Source organism: Mucilaginibacter sp. HD30 (genome assembly GCF_054061755.1).
Genome location: NZ_JBSSEO010000001.1, coordinates 55,277 through 77,693 on the forward strand (window position 1 = coordinate 55,277; position 22,417 = coordinate 77,693).

Here is a 22,417-nt window from a genome sequence, read left to right on the forward strand (position 1 = left end):
ATCCTACGATATCTTGTCCCAGCTTAACCCGGAATGTTTGGATTGAAAAGCCTGGTTCAAAACCTGGTTCTCGGGTGCAGCCAGCTGCGGGTCTTTGGCAAAAATATCTTCAACAAATTTTCTTATTTGGATCAGCAGTTCCTGATCTGTGGTGAGGTCTGCCACTTTAAGATCCAGCAGGCCACTTTGCTGTGTGCCTTCAATATTACCGGGACCGCGCAGCTTAAGATCAATCTCTGAGATTTCGAAACCGTTATTGGTTTTAACCATGGTATTTAACCTCACACGCCCATCGGGACTAAGTTTATCTTTGCTCATTAGCAGGCAGAAGCTTTGTTCGGCTCCGCGACCTACCCGGCCACGTAACTGGTGCAATTGCGAGAGGCCAAAACGTTCCGCATTTTCAATGATCATTACCGATGCGTTAGGCACATTTACACCCACTTCAATAACGGTGGTAGCTACCATTATTTGAGTTTGACCTTTTATAAAGCGCTGCATTTCGGCCTCTTTCTCTGCCGGCTTTAATTTACCATGCACTATACTGATGTGGTACTGCGGTAGTGGGAACTCGCGTCGCATTACTTCAGTACCGTCTTCCAGATTTTTAAGATCAAGCTTTTCGCTTTCCTTTATCAGCGGATAAACAACATAGATCTGCCTGCCCTTCGCTATTTCCTCTTTCATAAACCCGAACATCCGTAGGCGCCGGCTTTCGTAAAAATGCAGCGTTTCGATAGGTTTGCGCCCAGCAGGCAACTCATCTATTACAGATACATCAAGATCGCCGTAAAGTGTCATGGCCAACGTGCGGGGGATAGGAGTGGCCGTCATTACCAAAACATGCGGTGGGATGGTATTCTTGCGCCATAGCTTGGCGCGTTGCTCTACGCCAAAGCGATGTTGCTCATCAATTACAACAAAACCCAGGTTTTGGTATTGCACCTTATCCTCAATTAACGCGTGTGTGCCTACCAATATTTTAAGTTCGCCGCTTTCCAGGCGCTCATGTAATATTCTTCGTGCTTTTTGCGGAGTAGAACCTGTAAGCAGTGCCACTTCTAAGAAATCATCGCCAATAACGCTTTTTATGGTTTGATAATGCTGATTGGCCAATATTTCGGTGGGTGCCATAATGCAGGTCTGAAAGCCATTATCAATTGCTATCAGCATGCTCATTAACGCCACAATGGTTTTGCCACTGCCAACATCGCCCTGCAACAAACGGTTCATTTGCACGCCACGCTGGGTATCCTGCCGTATCTCTTTTAAAACACGTTTTTGTGCATTGGTTAATTCAAATGGCAGTTTGTTATGATAAAATTCGTTGAAGTACATGCCGACCTTATCAAATATATTGCCTTTAAATTTTTGTACGCGCAACAGTTTGGTACGCAGCAGCTTTAGCTGCAATACAAATAGTTCTTCAAACTTCAGGCGATGCTGAGCTTCTGCTAATTTTATCGCATCCTCAGGGAAATGGATATTGCGGTAGGCGTCGGCTCGGCTCATTAGCTTAAACCTGTTTAAAATATACTGGGGTAAATTTTCGGGTATGGTGTTACTATATTGTTCCAGCAAAATAGCGACTAATTTTTGCAGGCCCTTGCTATCCAGCGAAAACTGTTTTAGTTTTTCTGTAGAACTATAAACCGGTTGCAAAGTAAGGTTACCTTTACGTTTAATCACCTCGGGCGAGTATAGGTCCATCTCTGGGTGCGACATTTGCGCCTTCCCATTAAATGAACCCGGCTTGCCAAATAAAATGTATGCCTTACCGGGTATCAGCGCTTTCTCCACCCATTTTATACCCTGAAACCATACCAGCTCCATAATGCCCGTGTCGTCTTGTACAACGGCTACCAGGCGCTTGGTGTGCTTTTCGCCCAAGATCTCCTTACGCAGCAAACGGGCTATTACCTGCACATAAGGCAGGTCGTCATTAATATCCTTTATTTTGTAAAAGCGGGTACGGTCAATATGCCTGAAAGGGAAATGCTTCAGCAGATCGTCAAAGGTATAAATGGCCAGCTCTTTTTTAAGCACTTCGGCGCGGGTTGCCCCAACGCCTTTTAAATACTCAACAGGGGTTTGTAAAGCCTGGCCGTTCAAGATGTGCGTTTATCAGGATTTTGTTGCTATAACAGATATTTCAACGCTAACGCCTTTAGGCAAAGCCGCTGCCTGCACGGTTTCTCTCGCCGGGAATTTATCAGTAAAGTAAGTGCCATATACCTCGTTTACTTCAGCAAAGTCGGCCATGTTTTTTAAAAAAATAGTGGTTTTTACTATGTTGTCAAAATCAGCACCTGCTTCTGTTAAAATAGCGCCTATGTTTTCCATCACCAAATGTGTGGCAGATGTTATGTTATCCGTAACCAGTTCGTTAGTAAAAGGGTGCAAAGGTATCTGGCCTGATACAAAAATAAGGTTGCCGGCTACTATAGCCTGGCTGTATGGGCCTATTGGTGGCGGGGCATCGGTTGTATTTAATACAGTTTTCATGTTTATTATATAGGTATTGTGCTGGTTATTTTTTTAGTACAAACCACTGTAGCAGTTTCCATACAATCCCTCCAATGAACATTATAATGGCTGTTGCATTAATAATGTGCATTATTTTAAGGTTGATGTTGTTGGGCCTGTTAGGATCTTTTTTTCTAAAAAAATACATATAAGCAAATTTACAATATTTTTTTGGCGAAGTTAATGCAAAAAAAGAAGGCTTTCCGATAAGGAAAGCCTTCTTAATATTCTAAACTGAATCAAAAATTATTTTTTGAATTGAACACGACGGTTTAATACACGTCCTTCTTCAGTTGAGTTATCAGCAATTGGCTGAGTTTCGCCAAAAGCTTTAACAGTTACTTTGCTTGCAGCAACACCAGAGTTAACTAAGTAAGTTTTTACTGAGTTAGCACGGTCTCTTGATAATTTCAAGTTGTGAGCAGCAGTACCTTCAGATGATGCAAAGCCTTGTACTTCAACAGAAGAACCAGTAGTTCTTAAGTCAGAAGAAGTTGCATCAAGCACAGGGTAAGAAGAAGTTCTTAATACTGAGCTATCAAATTCAAACTGAATGTTGCTGTAACCAGCAGTCATTGGAGTAGCCATTGCCATTGGTTCTGGTTTAGGGAACACAATTGGGCAACCTGAACCATCAACAGGGCTTGTACCTGCTGGTGTACCTGGGCATTTGTCAAATTGATCAGCAACACCATCACCGTCAGAATCTTTTTTCAGATCGTTAACTGCGTTTTCAACGTTAGTAACGCGACCTTTTAAAGCTTCAACTTCACGACGTAAAGCAGCATCGTACAATTCGTCATACATCATAGCTACTGGGTTAACCCACTCTAAAGCTGGTTTTGATTTTGAACCCAGAGTGAACTCTAAGCCAGCATAACCATAACCGTAACGATCTTTAGTAGGGTAGCTTTTACGTACACCATCAAAGTTGTCACCGTCAATAAAGTTTTCGGTATAACCAATGTTTAATGAAGTAACGTCTGATAATTTAAATTTAGTACCTACACCGATAGGGATAACCAATTCGCTGATAGAACCTCCGTCAGCAGCACGGTATTTTTCCCAGGTACCGTTGGTACCGTCAGTGCCGTAACCTTTAATATCTGGTTTGTAAGTTGCAATACCTAAACCTGCTTTACCAAAGAAGTTAATGGCATTTTCGCGGTGAAGGAAATCAATAGAACCGATGTTAACAGTACCACTGATGCTTCCTTGTAAGAAATTAGTTGAAGAGCTTACAAAACGTTGGTTTGTAACACCATCACCAACAAACGGTCTTTGAGCAATTTGTCCCGGTACACCGTCGCCAGCGTTAGCTCTAACGCGACCAGCGTTCAAATCTAATTGAATGCCGAAAACATGTGATAATTGATTTTTTAACGATAAACCAAAGCCTGGTCCGATAAGCACTCCGTTAAAATCACTTGATCCGCCTGTTACAAGAGCAGGAGAGGTGATACCGGCATTAACGCCGATGGCCCAGGTTCTGTACTGTCCCGCGCCGCCAAACAATTTGGCGCCTGAGGTGGTCGATCCCATTCCTGTGGTTTGGGCACTAACGGCACCCGCTACCAACAGAGACGCAAATGAGAAAGCGACTGTTTTTTTTAATGTAGAATAGTTCATAAGTTTTAAGATTAAACAATTTTTTAATTGTGATTTTTTTCAAAAATACTAATTATGTTTGAAACGATTACCAAATACTGTTCCAAAAATTACAAATAATAACACAAATAAATGAAAAATGTTGTATAAATAGTACACATTGCAATTAACGCTATGAAATATCTCCCAGTTGATAATAATTTATTTACAAATAATAGAAAAAATTTCGTTTTAAGAATAAAACCGGCTTCTATAGCGCTCTTCTATTCAAACGATGAATTCCCGCGTAGCGGCGATCAGGCCTTTTTATTTAAGCAAAATCCTGATTTTTTTTATTTATCGGGCATAGATCAGGAGCAAAGTATTTTGCTGCTTTTTCCAGATTGTCCTAATCCACTATACAAAGAAGTACTTTTTTTAAGACAAACTAACGAACACATTGCAGTTTGGGAGGGACACAAGTATACCAAAGAGGAGGCACGTGTAGCATCGGGTATACAAAATGTATACTGGTTAACTGATTTTGACAATATATTACATAGTATTATTAACTACGCAACCCATATTTATATTAATACCAACGAGAACGATCGCTATGCACATACGGTGCCCTATCGCGATATAAGGATGTTGGAAGACCTGCGCAGAAAGTATCCTTTACATCATTACGAACGTTCTGCGCTCATTATGCGCGATTTGCGTGTTGTAAAGTCAGAACCGGAGATAGAATTGACCAAAAAAGCATGTGCTATTACCCGCGATGCCTTTGTAAGGGTACTTAAATTTGTAAAACCGGGTGTAGCAGAGTACGAAATTGAGGCCGAAGTAATACACGAGTTTATCAAACAGCGGGCAACCGGGCATGCGTATAGCCCAATTATAGCTTCGGGCAAAAATGCCATTGTGCTGCATTATGTAGATAACAACCAAATATGCAATGACGGCGATGTGATATTATTTGATTTTGGTGCCGAGTATGGTAATTATAATGCTGATATGAGCCGGTCAATACCGGTTAACGGCCGTTTTACACCGCGCCAGCGCCAGGTTTATGATGCTGTGTTACGTGTGATGCGTGCAGCTACCCAAATGATTGTGGAGGGTACCGTATGGAATGAATATCATGACGAGGTTGGTAAGATAATGACAAGCGAATTGATAGGATTAGGGTTATTAACCAAACACGACGTAGAAAAACAGGACCCAAAACTACCTGCTTACAAAAAATACTTTATGCACGGCACATCGCACCACTTGGGTTTAGATGTGCACGATTTTGCCAGTCGCTACAAACCATTTGAGGTGGGTAACCTGCTTACCTGCGAGCCTGGTATATATATCCCTGCCGAAGGCCTTGGTATTAGATTAGAAAATAATATCCTGATAACTAAAGGTGGCAATATTGACCTGATGGCTGATATTCCGGTAGAAGCGGAGGAAATTGAAGAGATAATGAATTCTTGATTTCTAATTTCGGATTTTCGATTTCGGATTTAAGTTTACTTACTAAATAGGAATTTGTCATTCTGAGCAATAGCGAAGAATCTTGTACGCTTTACGATCCAAGCGCTCGGTATATCACGGTTTACAGCATTTCTTGCTATTGCTCAGAACGACAACTTTAAAAATTGATGTAGTAGTTTTCTACAAAACCGTACAAATTAAATCCATCATCACCCATTGCTTCCCCAATATCCTGTTGCAATTTTCTTTTATCAATCCCCGCCATACGTTTTTGCTGTATCAGCCTGTAAGCTTTTTCGGCCAGTAGCATGGCCTTGCGGCGGTTATTATCCGGTTTGGATGATAAAATATAATCGGCTACCACATCAATACCAGCGCCCGTTGTACCAACTGTTTTAAATACAGGTATTTCCTCACCGGGCTTTTGGTGAATTATCTTTTTCAAATTATTGGCAAACAGGTTGGCATCGGGCCGGTCGGCTTTGTTGATCACAAAGGCATCGGCAATCTCCATTAATCCTGACTTTATGTTCTGTACCTCGTCACCAGCTTCGGGCACCAACACAACCAGTGTTGTATCGGCCAAACCGGCTATCTCTACTTCTGATTGTCCTACCCCTACGGTTTCAACCAATACATAGTCAAATCCTGCAGCGCGCAAAACATCGGTCATCTCAATTGTTTTTGCTGACAGCCCACCCAAGGAGCCCCGCGTAGCCAACGAACGGATAAAAACATCAGGGTGGTTAAAATGAGCAGACATCCTGATCCTATCGCCAAGTAGCGAACCAAAATTAAAGGGCGAAGTAGGATCTATAGCCAATACAGCCACTTTTCTTCCCTTGGCAAGCAACCGGTTTATCAGCTCGTTCACCACGGTGCTTTTACCTGCGCCCGGCGGGCCGGTAATGCCAATTATAGAAGAAGGCTTGGTAAACTGGAGATTTTTTAAAAGTTCATCGCTTCCGGGCAGGTCATTCTCTACAATGGTAAGCGCCCTGGCAACGGTTTTAAAATCGTTGGAGGTGATAGTTGCCTGGGCTTTTTGCGCGGATGCCATTTATCTGCAAATGAATAAAATTATCCTAACATAAATTAATATACTTTATAATTGCATACATCAGCAAGATAAGCAAATAATGAAGAAGCCAGCCGTTTTAGTAACGTTTGATTCAATGAAGAACCCTAACTCGGGCTACTACTCATTCGGCAAAGGGCTGGGCGATGCGCTGTTGAAACAAAACAATGACCGGTTTAGCTTAACATATTATTTATTTAGGATAACTACTTATTTTAATAAGCGCGTTAATATTATTCACCTTTTCAGGCTGCACCGCTTATTTTTTCCGCATGGGCGCGAGTTTGATGTAGTACATTTTACTGATCAAACCTGCCGCCTAAGGCCATATCGCGTTAGCGGCAAAAAAATAATGACCATACACGATATTAACAACGTGCATTTGGGTTTTAAATCAAAAAGAAACATTGAAAAAAGAGTTAACAAATTGCGCAAGTTTATAAGCTATTGCGATAAGGTGGTGGCTATTTCAAAATTTGTGGCTGATGATGTAATAAGTTATATCCCGGAGGCTGCCGACAAAATGAGCGTAATTTATAATGGTGCGGGATAAACTGATAGTGCCCGAGGGACATCAGCCCGTACACGCGCCGGTTAAACCTTTTTTATTTACCATAGGTTTGTTGTCGCCGCAAAAAGGATTTCAACACATCCCGGCATTATTGCAGGATAATGACCTGCACTTGATAATTGCCGGAATTGAAACCCCCCATAAAGCTACTATAATTGAAGCCGCAGAAAAATTTGGCTGTGTTGATCGCGTAACTATAACCGGGCCCGTTAGTGATAATGATAAGGCCTGGTATTTTAAAAACTGTTTGGCCTTTGTATTCCCATCAATAGCTGAGGGTTTTGGGCTGCCGGTTATTGAGGCTATGTACTTTGGTAAACCTGTGTTTTTAGCTAATGCTACCTCGCTGCCTGATGTTGGTGGCAACGCGGCCTACTACTTTAATAATTTTAACCAGCAACACATGCAGCACGTTTTTAAAACGGGCCTGCAAGATCATATTGAAAATAGCAGGGCAGCGGCCGTGATGGCGCATGCTTCAAGATACTCATGGGATAATGCCGCGAAACAATATATGCAGCTATATGAGCAATTATTAAATGCTTAAGGTTTTTTACTTTTCAACGACCGCTTAAACTTCCAAAACAGATAACGCAGCCAGATCCTTGAGCCAAAGTATTTACGTACCAAAGCGCTGCGGTCGGTTTCAAAATCTTTATCTGTTGATGTGCTTGATACGCCCGTTTGGTTAAAGTTGGCCACCAAATGATCTTTAAATTCAAAAGAGAAGAGACCGCTATTAAATAGGCTCATGTTAAAAGCATAATCAGCGGATATTTTGTAGCGCGTATCAAATCGCCGGCCGTTAAACACCTCTTTAGGGTAGATCATAGCCTGATGGCATAAGCCATATTTGGCAAAAGCATAAGCATCAGCTGGTATTGTTGGTCCGCCAAGGGTCATCACCCGGCCGTAATAGATCAGTTTATTATTCTTTAACTCTGCACACAGATAACTAAACCCATCAAACAACACATCATCGGCGCCTAAAAAATAAACCCAGGCGCCGCTTATATGTTGCAGGCCTTTGTTCATGGCATCATAAATACCGGCGTCTTTCTCGCTAACCCAATAGCCCAGCTTATTAGCATTTTGCTTTATAATGTCTACAGTGCCATCGGTACCTTTCCCGTCGATTACAACAATCTCAATGGCGGGGTATTTCTGCTGGTAAATGCTATCCAAACAAGCCTGTAAGGTTTTTGCGGCGTTGTAGGTTACTATGATGATGGATACCTGCGGGTTTTCTTTCACTATGCTATTATTCAAATTATTTATAACAGACAATGTATATTTGGTGCTTGCTGTTTAAATAATAAGTACACAAAATAAGTACTTTATTTAACGTAAAACGCATACAATTTAAATGAAGGTTGCCGGCTTTACTTTTATACGCAATGCAGTAAAAAACGATTATCCTATTGTTGAGGCCATTACTTCTGTACTGCCGCTTTGTGATGAGTTTGTTGTGGCCTTAGGCAATAGTGATGACGAGACAGCCGAATTGGTAAAAGCAATCAACTCGCCCAAGATAAAAATAATCAATACCGTGTGGGATGAAAGCCTGCGCGAAGGTGGGACGGTATTTGCGCAGGAAACCGACAAGGCTTTTGATGTTGTAGCTGCCGATGCTGACTGGGCCTTTTATATCCAGGGTGATGAGTGCGTGCACGAAAAGTATCATGAGGTGATAAAAAAGGAAATGCAGGACAATCTTAACAACCCAAAAATAGAGGGGCTGCTTTTTAAATACCTACACTTTTATGGCTCGTATGATTATTATGGACATTCGCGCAGGTGGTATCGCCGCGAGATAAGGATAGTGCGCAATAATAAAGGTATCCGGTCATACCGCGATGCGCAGGGTTTTAGGTGGAATGATAACCGCAAGCTGAATGTTAAGCTGATAGATGCGTATATTTATCATTATGGCTGGGTTAAACCACCGTCGGGCTTAAAACATAAGCTGCGCAGTTTTAATAAGTTTTATCATGACGATGCTTGGATTGAGCAGCACGTGCCCGAAACCTACGAGTTTGATTATAAAAATGCCGACAGACTGATCCGTTTTACAGAAACGCACCCAACCGTTGTGCAAAAACGTATTGCGGCTACCAACTGGAATTTAGATATTGACCTGGACCAACTGCATAAAAAAGCAACCTTCAGGCGCAGGTTGCTGCAAAAAATAGAGGATCTTACCGGCTGGCGCATCAGCGAGTACAGAAATTATAAGCTGATAAAATGAAAAAGGTACTTTATTTCTTTCCGGATAATGTAGCTAAGCAAAACGCGGGTAATAAAACGCGCGCCTTAGAATTGCTTAAATATTTTAAAGAAAGAGGTATCGAAGTTGATTTCGCCACACTGCAGTACGAAGATGCCGACAGAGGGAGCCCGGCTGGGACGATTGATTTTATAAAAGATAGGGGCTTGGCACAAAATGTTTACTTGTTGCCGCGTAAGCCGGGTAAAAGCAATCCGTTGTTTTATTTTCTAAGGTATAAATTGTGGGACCTTATTTACTACTGGTTCACGTTCCCGTTACGATCAGACATTCCCACATTCATGACATTGACGCTTAAAAGCGCTTTTGAGGGCTTGCTGAGAGATAATAAGTATGATCATATCATTATCAGTTACATTTACTACGCCGAACTGGTATCAAACAAAGCATTGTTAAAAGGTGCGAAGACGTATATTGATACGCACGATTTTATAACCGCACAGTTTAAATACCGCAAAAGCTTTAACCTGGGTATAACGTTTCAGGATGAAATAAAACGTCTTGACCGCTTTAACGAGGTTTGGGCCATCTCAGGCGAAGAGCAATATGTATTCGGGCAGTTCTGCAAAACCAATGTGCTCCTTGTGCCGTTAATGATGAAACCCAAAGCGGAGCAATACAAAGCAGCTGAAAAAGTATACGACCTGATCTATGTCGCCAGCAATAACGTGCATAATGAAAGATCGGCCCGCTGGTTTTTTGACGAGGTTTATCCCCTGCTGCCAAACACCATTAGGATATGCCTGGTCGGCGGTATCAATAAAGTTTTGGGCGAAATGAAAGAAGCACAACAGATAGCTTTTGCCGATGATCTTGACGGTTTGTATGCGCAATCCAAAATTGCGCTTTGCCCAATGCTCACAGGTACAGGTGTAAAAGTAAAAGTAGTTGAAGCATTAGCGCATGGCTTGCCTGTTGTATGTACAACCCGCGGAGTAGACGGCTTGCCCAACAAAACCATGAATGGTTGCTTGGTTACCGACGATGCGAAGCAATTTGCTCAGCATATTATTTTGCTGCTTAATAATGCCGACGTTTATATTGAGCAAAGCCTTATGGCTACCCGGGCATTTAACAGCAGCTTTAGCACCGAGGTTGTTTATAAAGAACTGGATAAGGTTTTTATACCTTTTGATTCAGGCCTATAAGTCTGTTTTAACTGGACTTTGGGCTATACGCACAAAATATGCCTTATATTTGCAGCACATCTATGCAGAATCTGATCAACGAGGCTCCGACTAAGAAAAATTACGATTTTATTGACGCTATACGCTGCCTCGCCATGATTGCCATTGTGGCCGAACACTGTATTGGCAGTTATAATTTCGCAAAGGGTACCGATAATTACTGGGGCTACATCGGCCTTGTGCAGCTTACAAAATTTGGTACAGTAGCATTTTTTCTGCTTGCTGGATTTTTAATAAGCGATAAATTTACGGCCTATTCGCCCGCACAATACTTAAAAAGGCGTATCTCTACAACATTTGGTCCCTGGGTTTTTTGGTCGCTCATTAATGTGGCAGCCATGTTAATAAATATGGCCGTTAAAGAGCGCATTTACCACCGCGGCGAATTTAACCTGGCCAATATCCTTTTTCGCATTCAGGAGGTATACCTTTACAGTAATTATTGGTTCATCATCAACTTTTTAATAAGCATTACCATACTCCTTATTTTCCGGCGCTACCTGTACTCTTTATATCTGGGTATTCCGCTGCTACTTTTTACAGTTTTTTATGCTGTTAACATCCATTTTGAGTGGATAGAACCACGCCATACCACAGCTATTTTAGGCTTTGTGTTTTTTTTATGGCTTGGGGCGCAACTGCGCAGGCATTTGCACCAGGTAGAATTGATTATTAAAAAGCTGCCGTACGCACTTATTATACTTATGCTGCTTGTAACTTACGGGCTTTCGGTTCTTGAAACCTACCAATTAACCGGCCGAAGCGCTGATATAACTAATACTTTGCGGTATAGTAATCTTCTTTATTCTTTGGTATTTTTTGCGCTGCTGTTAAAAATAAAAACATTTGCTTTCACGTCTTTTTTAAAGCCAAGGCAAACCACATTTGGCATATACCTTATACATTCTATCATAGTGGCATTTGTAGTGCCCGAGATATTTATCCATTTTAATCTGGATGGCAAAACAATGAACGTTCCGCAGTTTGTGGCATTTAAAATAGCAACGTTAATAATAGCTTATTCTATCACCTTCGCGATGGTTTCTTTAATAAACAGAAGCAAAGCAAAGGTACTGGTGGGCAATTAATAATATTGTGTTTGCCGCTTTGTTAATAAATTGATAGATAATACATCCGTTATAAACTTTAAATAGTTAACCCGTAATTGGCCTTGAAAATAGAATCATCAAAACATATTTTAGATAGCTACACAATTAACAGGGAAATGCCCGTAAACTACGTTGAGGGTGAACTTGATTTTTGCAAAAAAGAATTCTCTTATCAAACCTATGATGTAAGAATTATCGAGCTGAAAAATTGTGTGGTTAACTACATGGGCTTTGCTTACGAACAGGGTAAGTTTATGCTAAATAAATTTTCTCTGTTGGATGAGAAACGTTATAAAAAAGATCTCACCTATAAGCATTACGTTAAACGCGTAATGTTCAAAAGAAAAAGAAGTTTAGGTGAGGGCAGATACCTTTTAGCTTTTGATGAGTGGTCTAATTCGCATTATCATTGGTTTTGCGACGTAATTCCCCGTCTTTTTTCAATGAGGGAATTGGTAAAAGATTATATACTCTTGCTGCCCGATTCAAAATACATCAGAGAAATTGGCCTGGCTACTTTAGCGTTTTTTGACTTAAATCCTGCCGGCATTGAGTTTATACAGGAAGGAGAATTGGTAAGGGCTAAGCAATTATCAATCATCACGCACACCTGTTTAACCGGTTACACTAATGATAAGGTGATGCGAGAAATGCAAGGGTTTATCCTGGCAAAGCAAAAAATTGCAACTGTACAGCATAAAATTTATGTAAGCCGCGATAAAGCCAGATACAGAAAGGTACTCAATGAAGAAGCCGTATTAGAAGTGGTTAAAACACATGGATATGAGATAGCGCACTTTGAAGACTTAAGTTGGGTGGAGCAAATCTCTACAATGGCTTCAGCTAAATCTATGGTTTCAATGCACGGTGCCGGGCTTACCAACGCCCTGTTTATGAACAGGGGTAGTGCTGTTTTAGAATTTAGGAGAGACAGGATCTATCATAACCAATGTTATTGGCACTTATGTGCGGCCATGAATTTAGATTACTATTATTTGTTTGGCCAGCCGGATAACGAAGATCTGGTGTTGGAGGGTGTAGACTGCTGTAATTTAACAATCGACCCGGAAAAACTGCATAAAACATTGTTGGCTATTGATAACGGCAAATAATTGCTATACCGGCGCAAATACAAATAGGCCTTGTAAACTGCATGATCTTTAATTACGTTTAACGCTTTTTTGACGTTGAAAGTGAAAAAGTTTGCATATTAGCCTATGCAAAGCAAAATAACCGGCGGGCCAACCCACTTAATGTTCACTGCCAAAGTGCTTAATAAGTACGATGTTAAGTTTTATCGCTGCGCGGATACCGGCTTTATTCAAACCGAGGAGCCATACTGGTTGGCTGATGCTTACTCATCGGCCATAACCAAACTGGATGTGGGTATGGTGTACCGCAACCTGCGGTTGGGCGAAAGAACCAATAAGTTACTGCTTTCTTCTTTTAATAAAGACGCACTGTTTTTAGATTACGCCGGTGGTTACGGTTTGTTTACCCGCCTTATGCGCGACAAGGGCTTTAACTTTTACCATACCGACCCTTATTGCCAGAATTTATTTGCAGAGTATTTTGACATGAATACGCTGCCTGCAAATCAGCGTTTTGAGTTGGTTACCGCTTTTGAGGTTTTTGAGCATTTGGCTAACCCGCTGGAAGATATTAAGCGAATGCTAAGCTATGGGTACAACCTGCTTTTTAGTACAGAACTGCAGCCTGAAGGTGTGCAGGCTGTAGATGACTGGACTTACTTTTCGCCGGAAACTGGGCAGCATATATCATTTTATAATCAAGCATCATTAAAAGCTATTGCCGTCCGATTGGGATATAATTTTTATACTGACGGCAAGTTTCTGCATCTTTTTACACAAACTAATTTTGACAGCAATCCGTTGGCTCCAAAGAAAGAAGGTTTTTTACTGAGGAAAGCAAAAAAATATATTAGAGGTGCCGAGAAAAAACGGGGTCAGCCCGAAAGTTTAATGATGGCCGACTGGCAGTTTATTAAGGATAAGCTGAATGGTAAAAGTTAAACCCTTGTTATAAATTTAATTGCAAGGGATATTACGTAAGCGATAGCAATTACTCCATAGGTAGCTGACAGCAGGTTTTTTAGAGGCTCGGTGAAATTGAATTTCGCATATAACTGATCTTCTATATCGCGAAGCAATGCAAGTCTGTTAGTGACAACTTTGTAATTGATATACATAAAATTGATCAGCGAGAGTGCTAAAAGGAAAAATAGCGCCCAACCGGATACACCCATAGAAGGTGCAATTGGCTGCCCCAGTTCATTAACTTCAAAAAGATTGGGTTGTACAAATGTTTTGAAAAATGAAATGAAGCATACAAATGTGAAGGAAACAGGGGCAACTAACGTATTTAATTTTATCAGTAACGATTTCGATTCAAAGTAGTTTAAAAATCCAATAACCAAGTAGCACTGGTACCAAGCAATAAGACAACCATTTAGCAAATATATTGATCTGAATACTCCAGGGTTGTTTTTGAAATACGACGAGTAAATCTCCAAATGTAAAGTGCGTGCAACAGTAATTAAACATAAAGACGAAAAGAGCAGCCAGGTTTGCCAACGGTTTAAAGTCAATCTCATGTGATAGTCAGGTTATTTATTGGAATTGCTAATTAACACAACTGTCCTTTCTTCTCGTATCAACAATATAAATGATCTTCCATCCGCCTGCCGTTTTCATCAACTGAAAGACATCTACACCGCAGTGGCTAAATTTATCGTCAACATAAAACTTATAAGGTGCCCAAACACTGGCCAGTTCGCCATCTACCTTTATATCATCAAAAGTGATGCGTTCATCGTAAATACCTTTATGCGGTGTGCCAACGCTCTTAACAAACTCATCCGCGCTTTCCGTTATTAAAGCAGTACCACCATCTTTAGCTTTGCCTATGCTGTGCAGTATCATGTCTTTTGCAAAGGTAGATCGTAGCAGCGTGCTGTCGGTTTTACGCATTGCATCAAATAGGGTTGTTATGGTTTGCTTTATAGCTGCGATATCAGTTTGCTGGGCGAAGCTTACATTGAAGCAAAGCAAGAATATAATAAGGAAGTTAAGTTTTTTCATGATACTAATATAATGTACATGCAATGGATAGTTTACTATGTGATAGCATTTTAATTTTTTTAAGTAAGTTTGTGTATGTCGCAAATTGATTATAAGGAGTACATTGAAGTTAGCCCCGATGTAAGGTTTGGTAAGCCTGTGCTAAAGGGTACACGTATTACCGTTTACGATGTTCTGCAATGGCTGGCCTCTGGGTTAAGTCACGAAGCGATAACTGCTGATTATCCTCAGCTAAGCGAGGAGAAAATATTAGCGTGCTTATCGTATGCCGCTAATAAGGAACGGATTATAAAGGTTGCATAAACATGCGACTGATTGCGGATGAAAATATTTCATGGCGATTAAAAAAGCTTATTCCCAATTGGGAAATTTTGCCTGTCAATGAGATAACCCCTATAGAAAGGTTATCAGATAGGATGATATGGCAATTTGCAAAGGCAAATAATTATACCATACTGACATTTGACGAGGATTTTTCCGACCTTCAAAATTTACTTTCCTTTCCACCCAAGATAATCTGACTCAGAACCGGTAATGTATCAACTGACCAAGTAGCAAATGTACTTATCAAACATAGCAGCAGGATATTGGATTTTTTAACCGATGAAGAATCGGGATTGTTAGAACTTTACTTATAACTACTTCAATTGTTCTGATATTCGTGACTGCCTTTTTAAAGATTAGTATTACATTAGCTTGAAATGGCATCAACTCAAAATACCTACATCCTTGTTATCAACGGTAAACCCGAAGGGCCATTTACTATTGACGAACTAAAGGAACACAAAATAAAACCAACCGACTTTGTTAAAACAGAGGCTATGGTTGACTATAAAGAGGCGCATGAAATTGCCGAATTAAGGGAGTTATTTGGTTTTAGCAAGGCAGCTTTGCTTATGCAATACTATGGCAGGTTTGACCAGCGACTAACCGCATCAGCTATTGATCTGTTTTTAGTATCAACGGTATGTGCCATTGTTATGTTTATTGGTGTAATGATCATCAATAGTCAGCTTATCCGGATTTTAATGACGGTGGGTCTGATCATCCTTATCCCGCTGGTAAATTTAATTTATCATACAATTATGGAGCGTGGGCGCAAACAGGGTACATATGGCAAGCAACTGCTGCAAATACGCGTTTGCGATATGGAGGGTAATCGCCTCACCTTAGCACATAGCGCGGGCAGAAACTTGGCTAAAGTCTTTTCCATGCTTACCCTGTGCATTGGCTATGTATACATCTTTTTCAATAAAAAGCAGCAGGGCTTGCATGATCTTATTGCCGGTACATTGGTTATAAAAGATCGGTTGGAATAACCAACGTAGTAAGAAAACTTATTTAAGCAGCGCTAAGCAAACTGAAAACTCACAACTGCAAACTACTCTTTCACCACCGTCACCTTCGAAACATCCTTGCCCAGGGTTTCAAAGATCATGCTGCCATCTTTAAAGTTCGAAATATAAAAAGGGAAACTGCGTGTGCTGCCATCAGGCAAAATTTCTTTGTATTGGATGTTGGTTCCATCAACCGCAAAGGTGCCGTGCGAAAGCAGCTTTCCACCCCAAAACATGCGCAGGCTATCTGCTTGGGTAAATTCAATATAGGGAGCTTGTTGCTTAAGTTCAAGAGCAGACACGCCGGGCGTAGTTTGGCCTGGATTTTCAATCTTGGTGTAGTTCCATTTGCCGTACAGGTCTGTAGCGGTAACCGTATGTTTGCAGGCGCTAAGCAGCAAAGATCCCAATAGAATAAGGCTGGCGTAATTTTTTAAGCTGATAGGTTTCATCAGGCTAAAATAATAAATTATCTGCCTTTGTTTTGTTGCTTTTGCGTGTTGCGTTCGGCTTGTTTTACTTCGTCTTTTTCGCTCATGGGGAAGTCGGTTTTAATCTCTTCGGGCGGGACGGCATTTTTGGGTTGTTCGCCGCTTTTGGCTGGCTGTTTGGTGTCTTTATCGCTGGTTTTCATAGCACTGATATTTAATGTTAAAGCGTAGCAGGAACATAGTATAAACAAATAAATTAGGATATGTTCTTAAAAAAAATCGTCCGGTTTACTGTAACAAACAGAAATAGTTAGTGTCAAATAAACACTATATAGCTAAGGTCCAATAAAAGCTGTAAGTATTGTGAGGGCCCGCACCTTAAGGGTTCCGGAAAAAATCAAATAATTAATGAATAATTTAGTTCTCCGGTTATGGTGGGTAATAACCTCCTACGTACACGCTGGTGGGCAGTTTAAATTAGCCGATACAACCAAAAGTTGTAAACAGGTTTTGCCATTTTTAGATGCAGATGATAACTAAAGATGGATATTTGAGCGGCCAAAAAGTTCAAAAAATAATGTACTTGGTTATGAAAAATCTTCGACAGCAAGGCTTTTAATTCCTTTCGCTAAACAACACACTTTATAGTTAAGGTCTCAACAAAAGCTATACGTGATCAGTAGGAGCCCGCACCTTAAGGGATCCGGTTTATAATTTCAATTTAAAATGAATAATTTAATTGTTCAACTGTGGTGGGCTGTGCCTGTCATAGCCCTCGCATTGCTGTATAAATCAGTTTTGCGCGTTTTTTGCGGTATGGTTATCGTTCCAGATGACCGTATTGGTTTGGTAGTTAAAAAATTTACCCTGTCAAACAGTAAGCGACTTCCCGACGGTCGCATTGTAGCCATTCACGGCGAGGCCGGTATGCAGGCACAAACCCTGGCACCGGGTCTGTACTGGCGGATGTGGCCATGGCAGTATGAGATTACTATGGCGCCCTTCACTATTATAGAGCAGAATATGCTGGGCCTGGTAAAAGCCAAGGATGGTGCTCCGCTGGATATAGGCCGTGTACTGGGTAAGCCTGTTGATTGCGACAAGTTTCAGGATGCCATAGCTTTTCTGGATAATAACGGGCAAAAAGGAGCTCAGGCCGCGTTTTTAACACCGGGTAGCTATCGTATCAATAATTTTTTGTTCGAGGTGCAAATGGTGCCTGTTACGCAAATTCAAGATAACAAGGTAGGTATTGTAACCACCCGTGACGGCGAACCCCTGGGTCAGGGCGAAATTGCAGGCATGCCGGTAACCGGCCATAAAAACTATCAGGATCCGATAGCCTTTATCAACGCGGGTGGCATGAAGGGTTTACAGGAAGATGTTATACTGGCGGGTACTTATTACCTTAACCCTTGGTTTGTAACAGTGGAACAGGTGGATATGATCTACATTCCTATTGGGTATGTAGGCGTAGTGAACTCGTTTGTTGGGCCGGAAGGAACCGATACCAGCGGCGAGAGCTTTAAGCACGGTAACATTGTTAAAAAGCAGGAAAAAGGCGTTTGGGACGAGCCCCTTGATCCTGGTAAGCATCCTATTAACATTCACACCCACGCGGTTGAGATAGTGCCTACTACCAACATTGTGTTAAACTGGGCCAACAGTCGCACTGAGGCGCACGAGTTGGATAAAAATCTGTGTACTATAAAAGTGCGTTCTCATGATGGGTTTACCTTTAATCTGGATGTATCACAGATCATTCACATCCCGCGTAACGAAGCACCAAAGGTGATAGCAAGGTTTGGTAATACGCTTAACCTGGTATCGCAGGTGCTGGAACCTACCATTGCTAACTATTTCCGCAACTCCGCGCAAAAAAGCGATGTGATAGAATTCCTGGCTAACCGGATCCAAAGGCAGGACGAAGCAAAAAACCACATCAGCAAAGTATTGTCAGACTATAACGTGGTAGGTGTTGATACCCTGATTGGAGATATTGTGCCACCGGAAGCCTTGATGAAAACCCTAACCGACCGTAAACTGGCCGAGCAGGAAAAAATCACGTACGAGATACAATGCAACGCCCAACTGGAGCGCCAGGAATTTGAGAGTGCCAAGGCCGGTGCTGATATGCAGCCCGAAGTGGTAAAATCAACCCGCCAGGTTGAGATCAACACACAGTTGGCAGCATCAAAAGTGGCTACAGCGCGTGGCGAGGCCGAGTCAAAAACTATTAACGCCAAAGCGGATGCCGAAGTGAAGACCATTAATGCCAAAGCGGATGCCGAAGTTAAAACCGTTAACGCTACCGCCGATGCCAACTCTACAACTTTGAACGGTACCGCCGAGGCCGGTAAAATTAAGGCAGTAGGCTTGGCCGAAGCCGAAGTTACCAAGCAAAAAACAGATGCCATGGGCTCTGAACAATACGCCATTGTACGCGTAGCCGAAACACTGGCCGCTAACCACATTAAGTTGGTGCCCGAAATTTTGGTAAGCGGCGCAAGCGGCCAGGGTAATGGATTGATAGATGCTTTGATAGGTAGCGAAATGCTGAAGAAGATCCAGTCTGAAACTGTTGCTTTGCACAGCAAAACAGATAAGCCTGGTAAATAATTTCACCTGTCCTTATCTTAGAGCGCCCCTTTCGGGGCGCTTTTTTTGTAGTATAATTTTTAGGATGGTTTGCGCTTAAATCTTAGCGCTACTTTTCAGTCTTTTCATATAAAAAAACATAACGACAGGCAGTACAAAAAACTGAACCAGCAGCACAATTATGTTTTCAAACAAGGTATAATGGGTGCCCTTTGTTGAGGTAAGCAATTGAGGGCCATTTGGTCCACTGGAAAAAATAATATTGGTTACCATGTTCCATCCAAAATGTAAAGCTATTGGCAGGTACAGCGAATTAGTTTTGACATAGGCAACGGCTAACACGTAACCCATTATACCCGTCCCGATAAAAAGGTAAACCATAAAAACCACGTTGCCAAAAGCGCCCATGGAGAACCAGTGATATACCCCGAAACAGACCGCAGAGAGTATACACGCCCACTTTGACCCCAATTTTTTTATGGCGATGTAAAGTAAGGCCCCTCTAAAGATCAACTCCTCGTACAATACCGATTGCATTGTCCACCACGTGCCCGAGAGAAATTTTGGCAAGGTATATGATTTGTTGACAAACCACGAAGATCCTGAAAGCAGCGTTTGCACAAAGTAATAAAAGCCGCAGCAACATGCGGCTATAACAAAGCCTGTTAGCAGTTGTATTAACCTTTTTTGCGTGGGGATTATGCCTAATACCCTAAGATCTTTTTTCTCAACCAGCAGCAACAATATCCAGCTGATAGACAGCTCAACCAGCAAGCCGTTGCTTAAAAAATACCCTGCAACCAATAACACAATGGGCGGGATAAATTTATAAATGGATGCGTAATTGATGGCCATAGGTTAGGAGCTATGGCTGTAAGATATACAAAATGCTTAAAAGTTACACCTTTAGCTCAATTTGGCACGCTCATACTGGCTTGGCCATTTCACATCTTGCCCAAGCACATGAGCAGCATGCAGCGGAAAGTAAGGATCGCGCAGCATTTCGCGTGCTAAAAATACCATGTCAGCTTCGCCGGTTTGTATTATCTCGTCGGCTTGGGTAGGGGTGGTTATTAAGCCTACAGCGCCGGTCAATATGCCTGTTTTACGTACGGCTTCGGCAAACTCAACCTGGTAGCCTGGTTTTAAAGGGATCCGCGCCAGCACGTTACCGCCTGATGATGTATCTATAAAGTCTACGCCCTTATCTTTCAAAATATTCACCAACCGAACAGAGTCGTCAATGGTCCAGCCACCTTCGGTCCAGTCTGTTGCAGAAAGGCGCACAAACAGTGGATTTTCTGCCGGCCAAACCTCTTTAACGGTATCAATAACCTCCAACAATAAACGGATGCGATTCTCAAAACTTCCGCCATATTCGTCAGTACGGTGGTTGCTTAAGGGCGAGTAAAACTGATGAAACAAATACCCGTGGGCACCATGGATTTCTATCACCTTAAAGCCTGCCTGCAAAGCCCTTTGGGCGGCAGCTTTAAAATCAGCTTTAACTTTTTCAATGCCTGCCTTATCCAACTCCACGGGTGGCTGCTGCCCTTCGCTAAATGGTATAGCGCTGGCCCCGTAAGTTTGCCAGCCGTTAGGTTGATCTGGTGAAATCTGCGCGTTACCTTTCCACGGCACTTCATGACTTGCCTTGCGGCCCGCATGCGCCAGCTGTACACCCGCTATTGCGCCGTGTTGATGAATAAAGTCGGTTATTTCTTTTAGCCTGGTAATGTGTTCATCTTTATATAAACCCAGATCGGCATAACTTATACGCCCTTCGGGTGATACCGCCGTTGCTTCGGTAATGATGAGCGCGGCACCGCCAACGGCGCGGCTTCCCAAATGCACCAGATGCCAGTTGTTGGCGAAGCCGTCTTCGCTGCTGTACTCGCACATGGGCGATACCACTAAACGGTTTTTAAATTCGATATTTTTTATTTTTATGGGAGAGAAAAGGTGTGCCATTATATTTTTTTAGCGAATATGAGTAATTAACCTTAGCACACGCCTCATAGTTTTGTCAAACCCGAAAACGGAAGAAATTTTTACATTGGAATTAGTTTTAAGGACATCATTTAAGCGGAACACTGAACCATTGTACACCCAGGCGGTACGCTTGCACGGGCGACGATTTACTTTTGACTACCTATTACATAGGCCACCCCGCGTTTTATTTCCCGGCGGTTGTTATCTGATATGGCGGGAATTTTAAGATCTTTTTGGTCGCCAAAACCTAAGGCAATTGTTTTGACCGGACTACTGAGTAAAGTCGTTAGCTGTTTATCCTGCACAACAGCTACCAAAGATAATCGCAGAAATCCATGATCATCAAGCGCGGTATACTTAGCAACATCAAGCGGAAAATGGCATACACTATCGTTTTTAAGTGTAATGTTAATCTCCATTGTTTTTAAAAGTCTCTCTGGATAGCTTTCTAAGGCCCTTCCCTCCACAAATTCAATAAGTTTTTCATCCCCCTTAGCAAAAAAGTTTAACTGCTGTCCCATGCCGTTACCCAACAGCGTTACCGCCGATCTGATCTCTTTGCCTGTTGTTGCATCTGTCTCGGTTTTTAAAATTTGCGCCCCCGCGGCCGAGTTTATAACAAGACCGATAAGTAGTACGTAAAGAGATTTCAAATTTGTCATTGTGATATTTCCTCAAAATTAAACGTTAAACTGGCGCGAATGATGATCGGTATGTTTATAAGCCATGCGGCCGGCTTCATCAGCGCTTAGCTTACCAAAGAACGGATGCAAAAAACCGGTAGCTTCCTGATAATCATGTTCGGTAAGCAGATCTATCCATTCTTTTTTTGCATCCTCAACATCGCCGCTGCCTTTAATGTCAAAACCGGATACCGTGGGCAGGTTGCGTTTGGCCGGTTCGTCTTTCAACATATCTTTCAACGCTATTTTTCCTACTATTTTGCCTAGTAATGATTGCTTATACTGTGTTTTATTTAACAGCATATCTTCCCACTTTATGCAATGTTTAAGCATTTGATAAGCTGTCATTTTACCCCATTGGGGCGTGCTTTTTTCATTAATGGCACCTACCCTGTTAATTATTTCCTCGCGGGTTGATTTATCAAATACGGTTTTCATCGGGGCG

27 protein-coding genes are annotated in these 22,417 nt (G+C 41.8%); 13 read left to right on the plus strand and 14 right to left on the minus strand.

The window, feature by feature from the left end; genetic code table 11:
• Positions 1-3: 3 nt before the first annotated feature.
• The 4 genes from recG to ACVW2L_RS00250 form a co-directional block, all read right to left on the minus strand.
• Entirely contained in the window at positions 4-2,112 is a 2,109-nt protein-coding gene (gene recG, locus ACVW2L_RS00235) for an ATP-dependent DNA helicase RecG (RefSeq protein WP_457125934.1), read from the minus strand.
• A gap of 12 nt (positions 2,113-2,124) precedes the next feature.
• Positions 2,125-2,505: a RidA family protein gene (locus ACVW2L_RS00240; protein ID WP_457125935.1), complete on the minus strand. Its 381-nt coding sequence runs from the start codon at positions 2,503-2,505 to the stop codon at positions 2,125-2,127.
• A gap of 25 nt (positions 2,506-2,530) precedes the next feature.
• On the minus strand, positions 2,531-2,674 hold the full coding sequence (locus tag ACVW2L_RS00245; protein WP_457125936.1) for a DUF6728 family protein: 144 nt from the start codon (positions 2,672-2,674) through the stop codon (positions 2,531-2,533).
• A gap of 98 nt (positions 2,675-2,772) precedes the next feature.
• Positions 2,773-4,155, minus strand: coding sequence for an OmpA family protein (locus ACVW2L_RS00250; protein WP_457125937.1), 1,383 nt, complete (start codon positions 4,153-4,155; stop codon positions 2,773-2,775).
• 153 nt (positions 4,156-4,308) lie between these two features.
• Here ACVW2L_RS00250 and ACVW2L_RS00255 point away from each other — a divergent pair, with 153 nt between their 5' ends.
• Positions 4,309-5,598, plus strand: coding sequence for an aminopeptidase P family protein (locus tag ACVW2L_RS00255; RefSeq protein ID WP_457125938.1), 1,290 nt, complete (start codon positions 4,309-4,311; stop codon positions 5,596-5,598).
• A gap of 157 nt (positions 5,599-5,755) precedes the next feature.
• Here ACVW2L_RS00255 and meaB read toward each other — a convergent pair whose 3' ends face one another.
• Complete coding sequence (gene meaB, locus ACVW2L_RS00260) at positions 5,756-6,658, minus strand: methylmalonyl Co-A mutase-associated GTPase MeaB (protein WP_457125939.1); 903 nt, start codon at positions 6,656-6,658, stop codon at positions 5,756-5,758.
• Positions 6,659-6,737: 79 nt separating this feature from the next.
• Here meaB and ACVW2L_RS00265 point away from each other — a divergent pair, with 79 nt between their 5' ends.
• On the plus strand, positions 6,738-7,229 hold the full coding sequence (locus ACVW2L_RS00265; protein ID WP_457125940.1) for a glycosyltransferase: 492 nt from the start codon (positions 6,738-6,740) through the stop codon (positions 7,227-7,229).
• Entirely contained in the window at positions 7,216-7,794 is a 579-nt protein-coding gene (locus ACVW2L_RS00270; protein WP_457125941.1) for a glycosyltransferase, read from the plus strand. Before ACVW2L_RS00265 ends, ACVW2L_RS00270 begins: the two co-directional genes overlap by 14 nt.
• Here the strand turns inward: ACVW2L_RS00270 and ACVW2L_RS00275 are convergent.
• Positions 7,791-8,501 (minus strand): glycosyltransferase family 2 protein, encoded by a 711-nt coding sequence (locus tag ACVW2L_RS00275; RefSeq protein WP_457125942.1) that lies wholly within the window; start codon positions 8,499-8,501, stop codon positions 7,791-7,793. The two genes, ACVW2L_RS00270 and ACVW2L_RS00275, sit on opposite strands and share 4 nt — an antisense overlap.
• 112 nt (positions 8,502-8,613) lie before the next feature.
• On the opposite strand from ACVW2L_RS00275, the gene ACVW2L_RS00280 reads away from it, so the two are divergent.
• The 5 genes from ACVW2L_RS00280 (at position 8,614) to ACVW2L_RS00300 (ending at position 13,863) form a co-directional block, all read left to right on the plus strand.
• Entirely contained in the window at positions 8,614-9,495 is an 882-nt protein-coding gene (locus ACVW2L_RS00280; protein WP_457125943.1) for a glycosyltransferase family 2 protein, read from the plus strand.
• Positions 9,492-10,682, plus strand: a complete 1,191-nt coding sequence (locus ACVW2L_RS00285) for a glycosyltransferase (RefSeq protein WP_457125944.1) — start codon at positions 9,492-9,494, stop codon at positions 10,680-10,682. The genes ACVW2L_RS00280 and ACVW2L_RS00285 overlap by 4 nt, the downstream gene beginning before the upstream one ends.
• Positions 10,683-10,744: 62 nt before the next feature.
• The gene (locus ACVW2L_RS00290; RefSeq protein ID WP_457125945.1) at positions 10,745-11,809 is read left to right on the plus strand and encodes an acyltransferase family protein; all 1,065 of its coding nucleotides are present in this window, start codon (positions 10,745-10,747) and stop codon (positions 11,807-11,809) included.
• Between the two features lie 83 nt (positions 11,810-11,892).
• Positions 11,893-12,942, plus strand: a complete 1,050-nt coding sequence (locus ACVW2L_RS00295) for a glycosyltransferase family 61 protein (RefSeq protein ID WP_457125946.1) — start codon at positions 11,893-11,895, stop codon at positions 12,940-12,942.
• 105 nt (positions 12,943-13,047) lie between these two features.
• Entirely contained in the window at positions 13,048-13,863 is an 816-nt protein-coding gene (locus ACVW2L_RS00300) for a class I SAM-dependent methyltransferase (protein ID WP_457125947.1), read from the plus strand.
• On the opposite strand, the gene ACVW2L_RS00305 is transcribed toward ACVW2L_RS00300, so the two are convergent.
• Both ACVW2L_RS00305 and ACVW2L_RS00310 read right to left on the minus strand, forming a co-directional pair.
• A complete protein-coding gene (locus ACVW2L_RS00305) occupies positions 13,860-14,267 on the minus strand; it encodes a hypothetical protein (protein WP_457125948.1) in 408 nt (135 codons plus the stop codon). The two genes, ACVW2L_RS00300 and ACVW2L_RS00305, sit on opposite strands and share 4 nt — an antisense overlap.
• A 205-nt stretch (positions 14,268-14,472) precedes the next feature.
• Complete coding sequence (locus ACVW2L_RS00310; RefSeq protein WP_457125949.1) at positions 14,473-14,931, minus strand: nuclear transport factor 2 family protein; 459 nt, start codon at positions 14,929-14,931, stop codon at positions 14,473-14,475.
• A gap of 75 nt (positions 14,932-15,006) precedes the next feature.
• Between ACVW2L_RS00310 and ACVW2L_RS00315 the strand changes: the two genes are divergently transcribed.
• The 3 genes from ACVW2L_RS00315 to ACVW2L_RS00325 all read left to right on the plus strand — a co-directional run bounded on the left by ACVW2L_RS00315 (position 15,007) and on the right by ACVW2L_RS00325 (position 16,250).
• Positions 15,007-15,234 carry a DUF433 domain-containing protein gene (locus ACVW2L_RS00315; RefSeq protein ID WP_457125950.1) on the plus strand — a complete coding sequence of 76 codons (228 nt, stop codon included), beginning with the start codon at positions 15,007-15,009 and terminating at the stop codon, positions 15,232-15,234.
• 2 nt (positions 15,235-15,236) lie between these two features.
• Positions 15,237-15,452, plus strand: a complete 216-nt coding sequence (locus ACVW2L_RS00320) for a DUF5615 family PIN-like protein (protein WP_457125951.1) — start codon at positions 15,237-15,239, stop codon at positions 15,450-15,452.
• 180 nt (positions 15,453-15,632) lie between these two features.
• Positions 15,633-16,250 (plus strand): RDD family protein, encoded by a 618-nt coding sequence (locus ACVW2L_RS00325; RefSeq protein WP_457125952.1) that lies wholly within the window; start codon positions 15,633-15,635, stop codon positions 16,248-16,250.
• 62 nt (positions 16,251-16,312) lie between these two features.
• On the opposite strand, the gene ACVW2L_RS00330 is transcribed toward ACVW2L_RS00325, so the two are convergent.
• Together ACVW2L_RS00330 and ACVW2L_RS00335 are read right to left on the minus strand one after the other, a co-directional pair.
• Positions 16,313-16,720 (minus strand): hypothetical protein, encoded by a 408-nt coding sequence (locus ACVW2L_RS00330; protein ID WP_457125953.1) that lies wholly within the window; start codon positions 16,718-16,720, stop codon positions 16,313-16,315.
• Between the two features lie 17 nt (positions 16,721-16,737).
• On the minus strand, positions 16,738-16,902 hold the full coding sequence (locus ACVW2L_RS00335) for a hypothetical protein (protein WP_457125954.1): 165 nt from the start codon (positions 16,900-16,902) through the stop codon (positions 16,738-16,740).
• Positions 16,903-17,107: 205 nt separating this feature from the next.
• On the opposite strand from ACVW2L_RS00335, the gene ACVW2L_RS00340 reads away from it, so the two are divergent.
• Both ACVW2L_RS00340 and ACVW2L_RS00345 read left to right on the plus strand, forming a co-directional pair.
• On the plus strand, positions 17,108-17,239 hold the full coding sequence (locus tag ACVW2L_RS00340) for a hypothetical protein (RefSeq protein WP_457125955.1): 132 nt from the start codon (positions 17,108-17,110) through the stop codon (positions 17,237-17,239).
• A 186-nt stretch (positions 17,240-17,425) separates the two neighbouring features.
• The gene (locus ACVW2L_RS00345) at positions 17,426-19,318 is read left to right on the plus strand and encodes an SPFH domain-containing protein (RefSeq protein ID WP_457125956.1); all 1,893 of its coding nucleotides are present in this window, start codon (positions 17,426-17,428) and stop codon (positions 19,316-19,318) included.
• 75 nt (positions 19,319-19,393) lie between these two features.
• On the opposite strand, the gene ACVW2L_RS00350 is transcribed toward ACVW2L_RS00345, so the two are convergent.
• The 4 genes from ACVW2L_RS00350 to ACVW2L_RS00365 form a co-directional block, all read right to left on the minus strand.
• Positions 19,394-20,152 (minus strand): CPBP family intramembrane glutamic endopeptidase, encoded by a 759-nt coding sequence (locus ACVW2L_RS00350; RefSeq protein ID WP_457125957.1) that lies wholly within the window; start codon positions 20,150-20,152, stop codon positions 19,394-19,396.
• Positions 20,153-20,203: 51 nt separating this feature from the next.
• Entirely contained in the window at positions 20,204-21,268 is a 1,065-nt protein-coding gene (namA, locus tag ACVW2L_RS00355; RefSeq protein ID WP_457125958.1) for an NADPH dehydrogenase NamA, read from the minus strand.
• Between the two features lie 167 nt (positions 21,269-21,435).
• Entirely contained in the window at positions 21,436-21,951 is a 516-nt protein-coding gene (locus ACVW2L_RS00360) for a hypothetical protein (protein WP_457125959.1), read from the minus strand.
• 18 nt (positions 21,952-21,969) lie between these two features.
• Positions 21,970-22,410, minus strand: coding sequence for a DinB family protein (locus tag ACVW2L_RS00365; protein ID WP_457125960.1), 441 nt, complete (start codon positions 22,408-22,410; stop codon positions 21,970-21,972).
• Positions 22,411-22,417 lie beyond the last annotated feature (7 nt).

Bases quoted from the DNA above. Each gene is read 5' to 3' on its own strand.
- ACVW2L_RS00240 (WP_457125935.1), bottom strand. From the start codon at position 2,505: ATGAAAACTGTATTAAATACAACCGATGCCCCGCCACCAATAGGCCCA.
- ACVW2L_RS00245 (WP_457125936.1), bottom strand. From the start codon at position 2,674: ATGTATTTTTTTAGAAAAAAAGATCCTAACAGGCCCAACAACATCAAC.
- ACVW2L_RS00250 (WP_457125937.1), bottom strand. From the start codon at position 4,155: ATGAACTATTCTACATTAAAAAAAACAGTCGCTTTCTCATTTGCGTCT.
- ACVW2L_RS00255 (WP_457125938.1), top strand. From the start codon at position 4,309: ATGAAATATCTCCCAGTTGATAATAATTTATTTACAAATAATAGAAAA.
- meaB (WP_457125939.1), bottom strand. From the start codon at position 6,658: ATGGCATCCGCGCAAAAAGCCCAGGCAACTATCACCTCCAACGATTTT.
- ACVW2L_RS00265 (WP_457125940.1), top strand. From the start codon at position 6,738: ATGAAGAAGCCAGCCGTTTTAGTAACGTTTGATTCAATGAAGAACCCT.
- ACVW2L_RS00270 (WP_457125941.1), top strand. From the start codon at position 7,216: ATGGTGCGGGATAAACTGATAGTGCCCGAGGGACATCAGCCCGTACAC.
- ACVW2L_RS00280 (WP_457125943.1), top strand. From the start codon at position 8,614: ATGAAGGTTGCCGGCTTTACTTTTATACGCAATGCAGTAAAAAACGAT.
- ACVW2L_RS00285 (WP_457125944.1), top strand. From the start codon at position 9,492: ATGAAAAAGGTACTTTATTTCTTTCCGGATAATGTAGCTAAGCAAAAC.
- ACVW2L_RS00290 (WP_457125945.1), top strand. From the start codon at position 10,745: ATGCAGAATCTGATCAACGAGGCTCCGACTAAGAAAAATTACGATTTT.
- ACVW2L_RS00300 (WP_457125947.1), top strand. From the start codon at position 13,048: ATGCAAAGCAAAATAACCGGCGGGCCAACCCACTTAATGTTCACTGCC.
- ACVW2L_RS00310 (WP_457125949.1), bottom strand. From the start codon at position 14,931: ATGAAAAAACTTAACTTCCTTATTATATTCTTGCTTTGCTTCAATGTA.
- ACVW2L_RS00315 (WP_457125950.1), top strand. From the start codon at position 15,007: ATGTCGCAAATTGATTATAAGGAGTACATTGAAGTTAGCCCCGATGTA.
- ACVW2L_RS00320 (WP_457125951.1), top strand. From the start codon at position 15,237: ATGCGACTGATTGCGGATGAAAATATTTCATGGCGATTAAAAAAGCTT.
- ACVW2L_RS00325 (WP_457125952.1), top strand. From the start codon at position 15,633: ATGGCATCAACTCAAAATACCTACATCCTTGTTATCAACGGTAAACCC.
- ACVW2L_RS00330 (WP_457125953.1), bottom strand. From the start codon at position 16,720: ATGAAACCTATCAGCTTAAAAAATTACGCCAGCCTTATTCTATTGGGA.
- ACVW2L_RS00335 (WP_457125954.1), bottom strand. From the start codon at position 16,902: ATGAAAACCAGCGATAAAGACACCAAACAGCCAGCCAAAAGCGGCGAA.
- ACVW2L_RS00340 (WP_457125955.1), top strand. From the start codon at position 17,108: ATGAATAATTTAGTTCTCCGGTTATGGTGGGTAATAACCTCCTACGTA.
- ACVW2L_RS00345 (WP_457125956.1), top strand. From the start codon at position 17,426: ATGAATAATTTAATTGTTCAACTGTGGTGGGCTGTGCCTGTCATAGCC.
- ACVW2L_RS00350 (WP_457125957.1), bottom strand. From the start codon at position 20,152: ATGGCCATCAATTACGCATCCATTTATAAATTTATCCCGCCCATTGTG.
- namA (WP_457125958.1), bottom strand. From the start codon at position 21,268: ATGGCACACCTTTTCTCTCCCATAAAAATAAAAAATATCGAATTTAAA.
- ACVW2L_RS00360 (WP_457125959.1), bottom strand. From the start codon at position 21,951: ATGACAAATTTGAAATCTCTTTACGTACTACTTATCGGTCTTGTTATA.
- ACVW2L_RS00365 (WP_457125960.1), bottom strand. From the start codon at position 22,410: ATGAAAACCGTATTTGATAAATCAACCCGCGAGGAAATAATTAACAGG.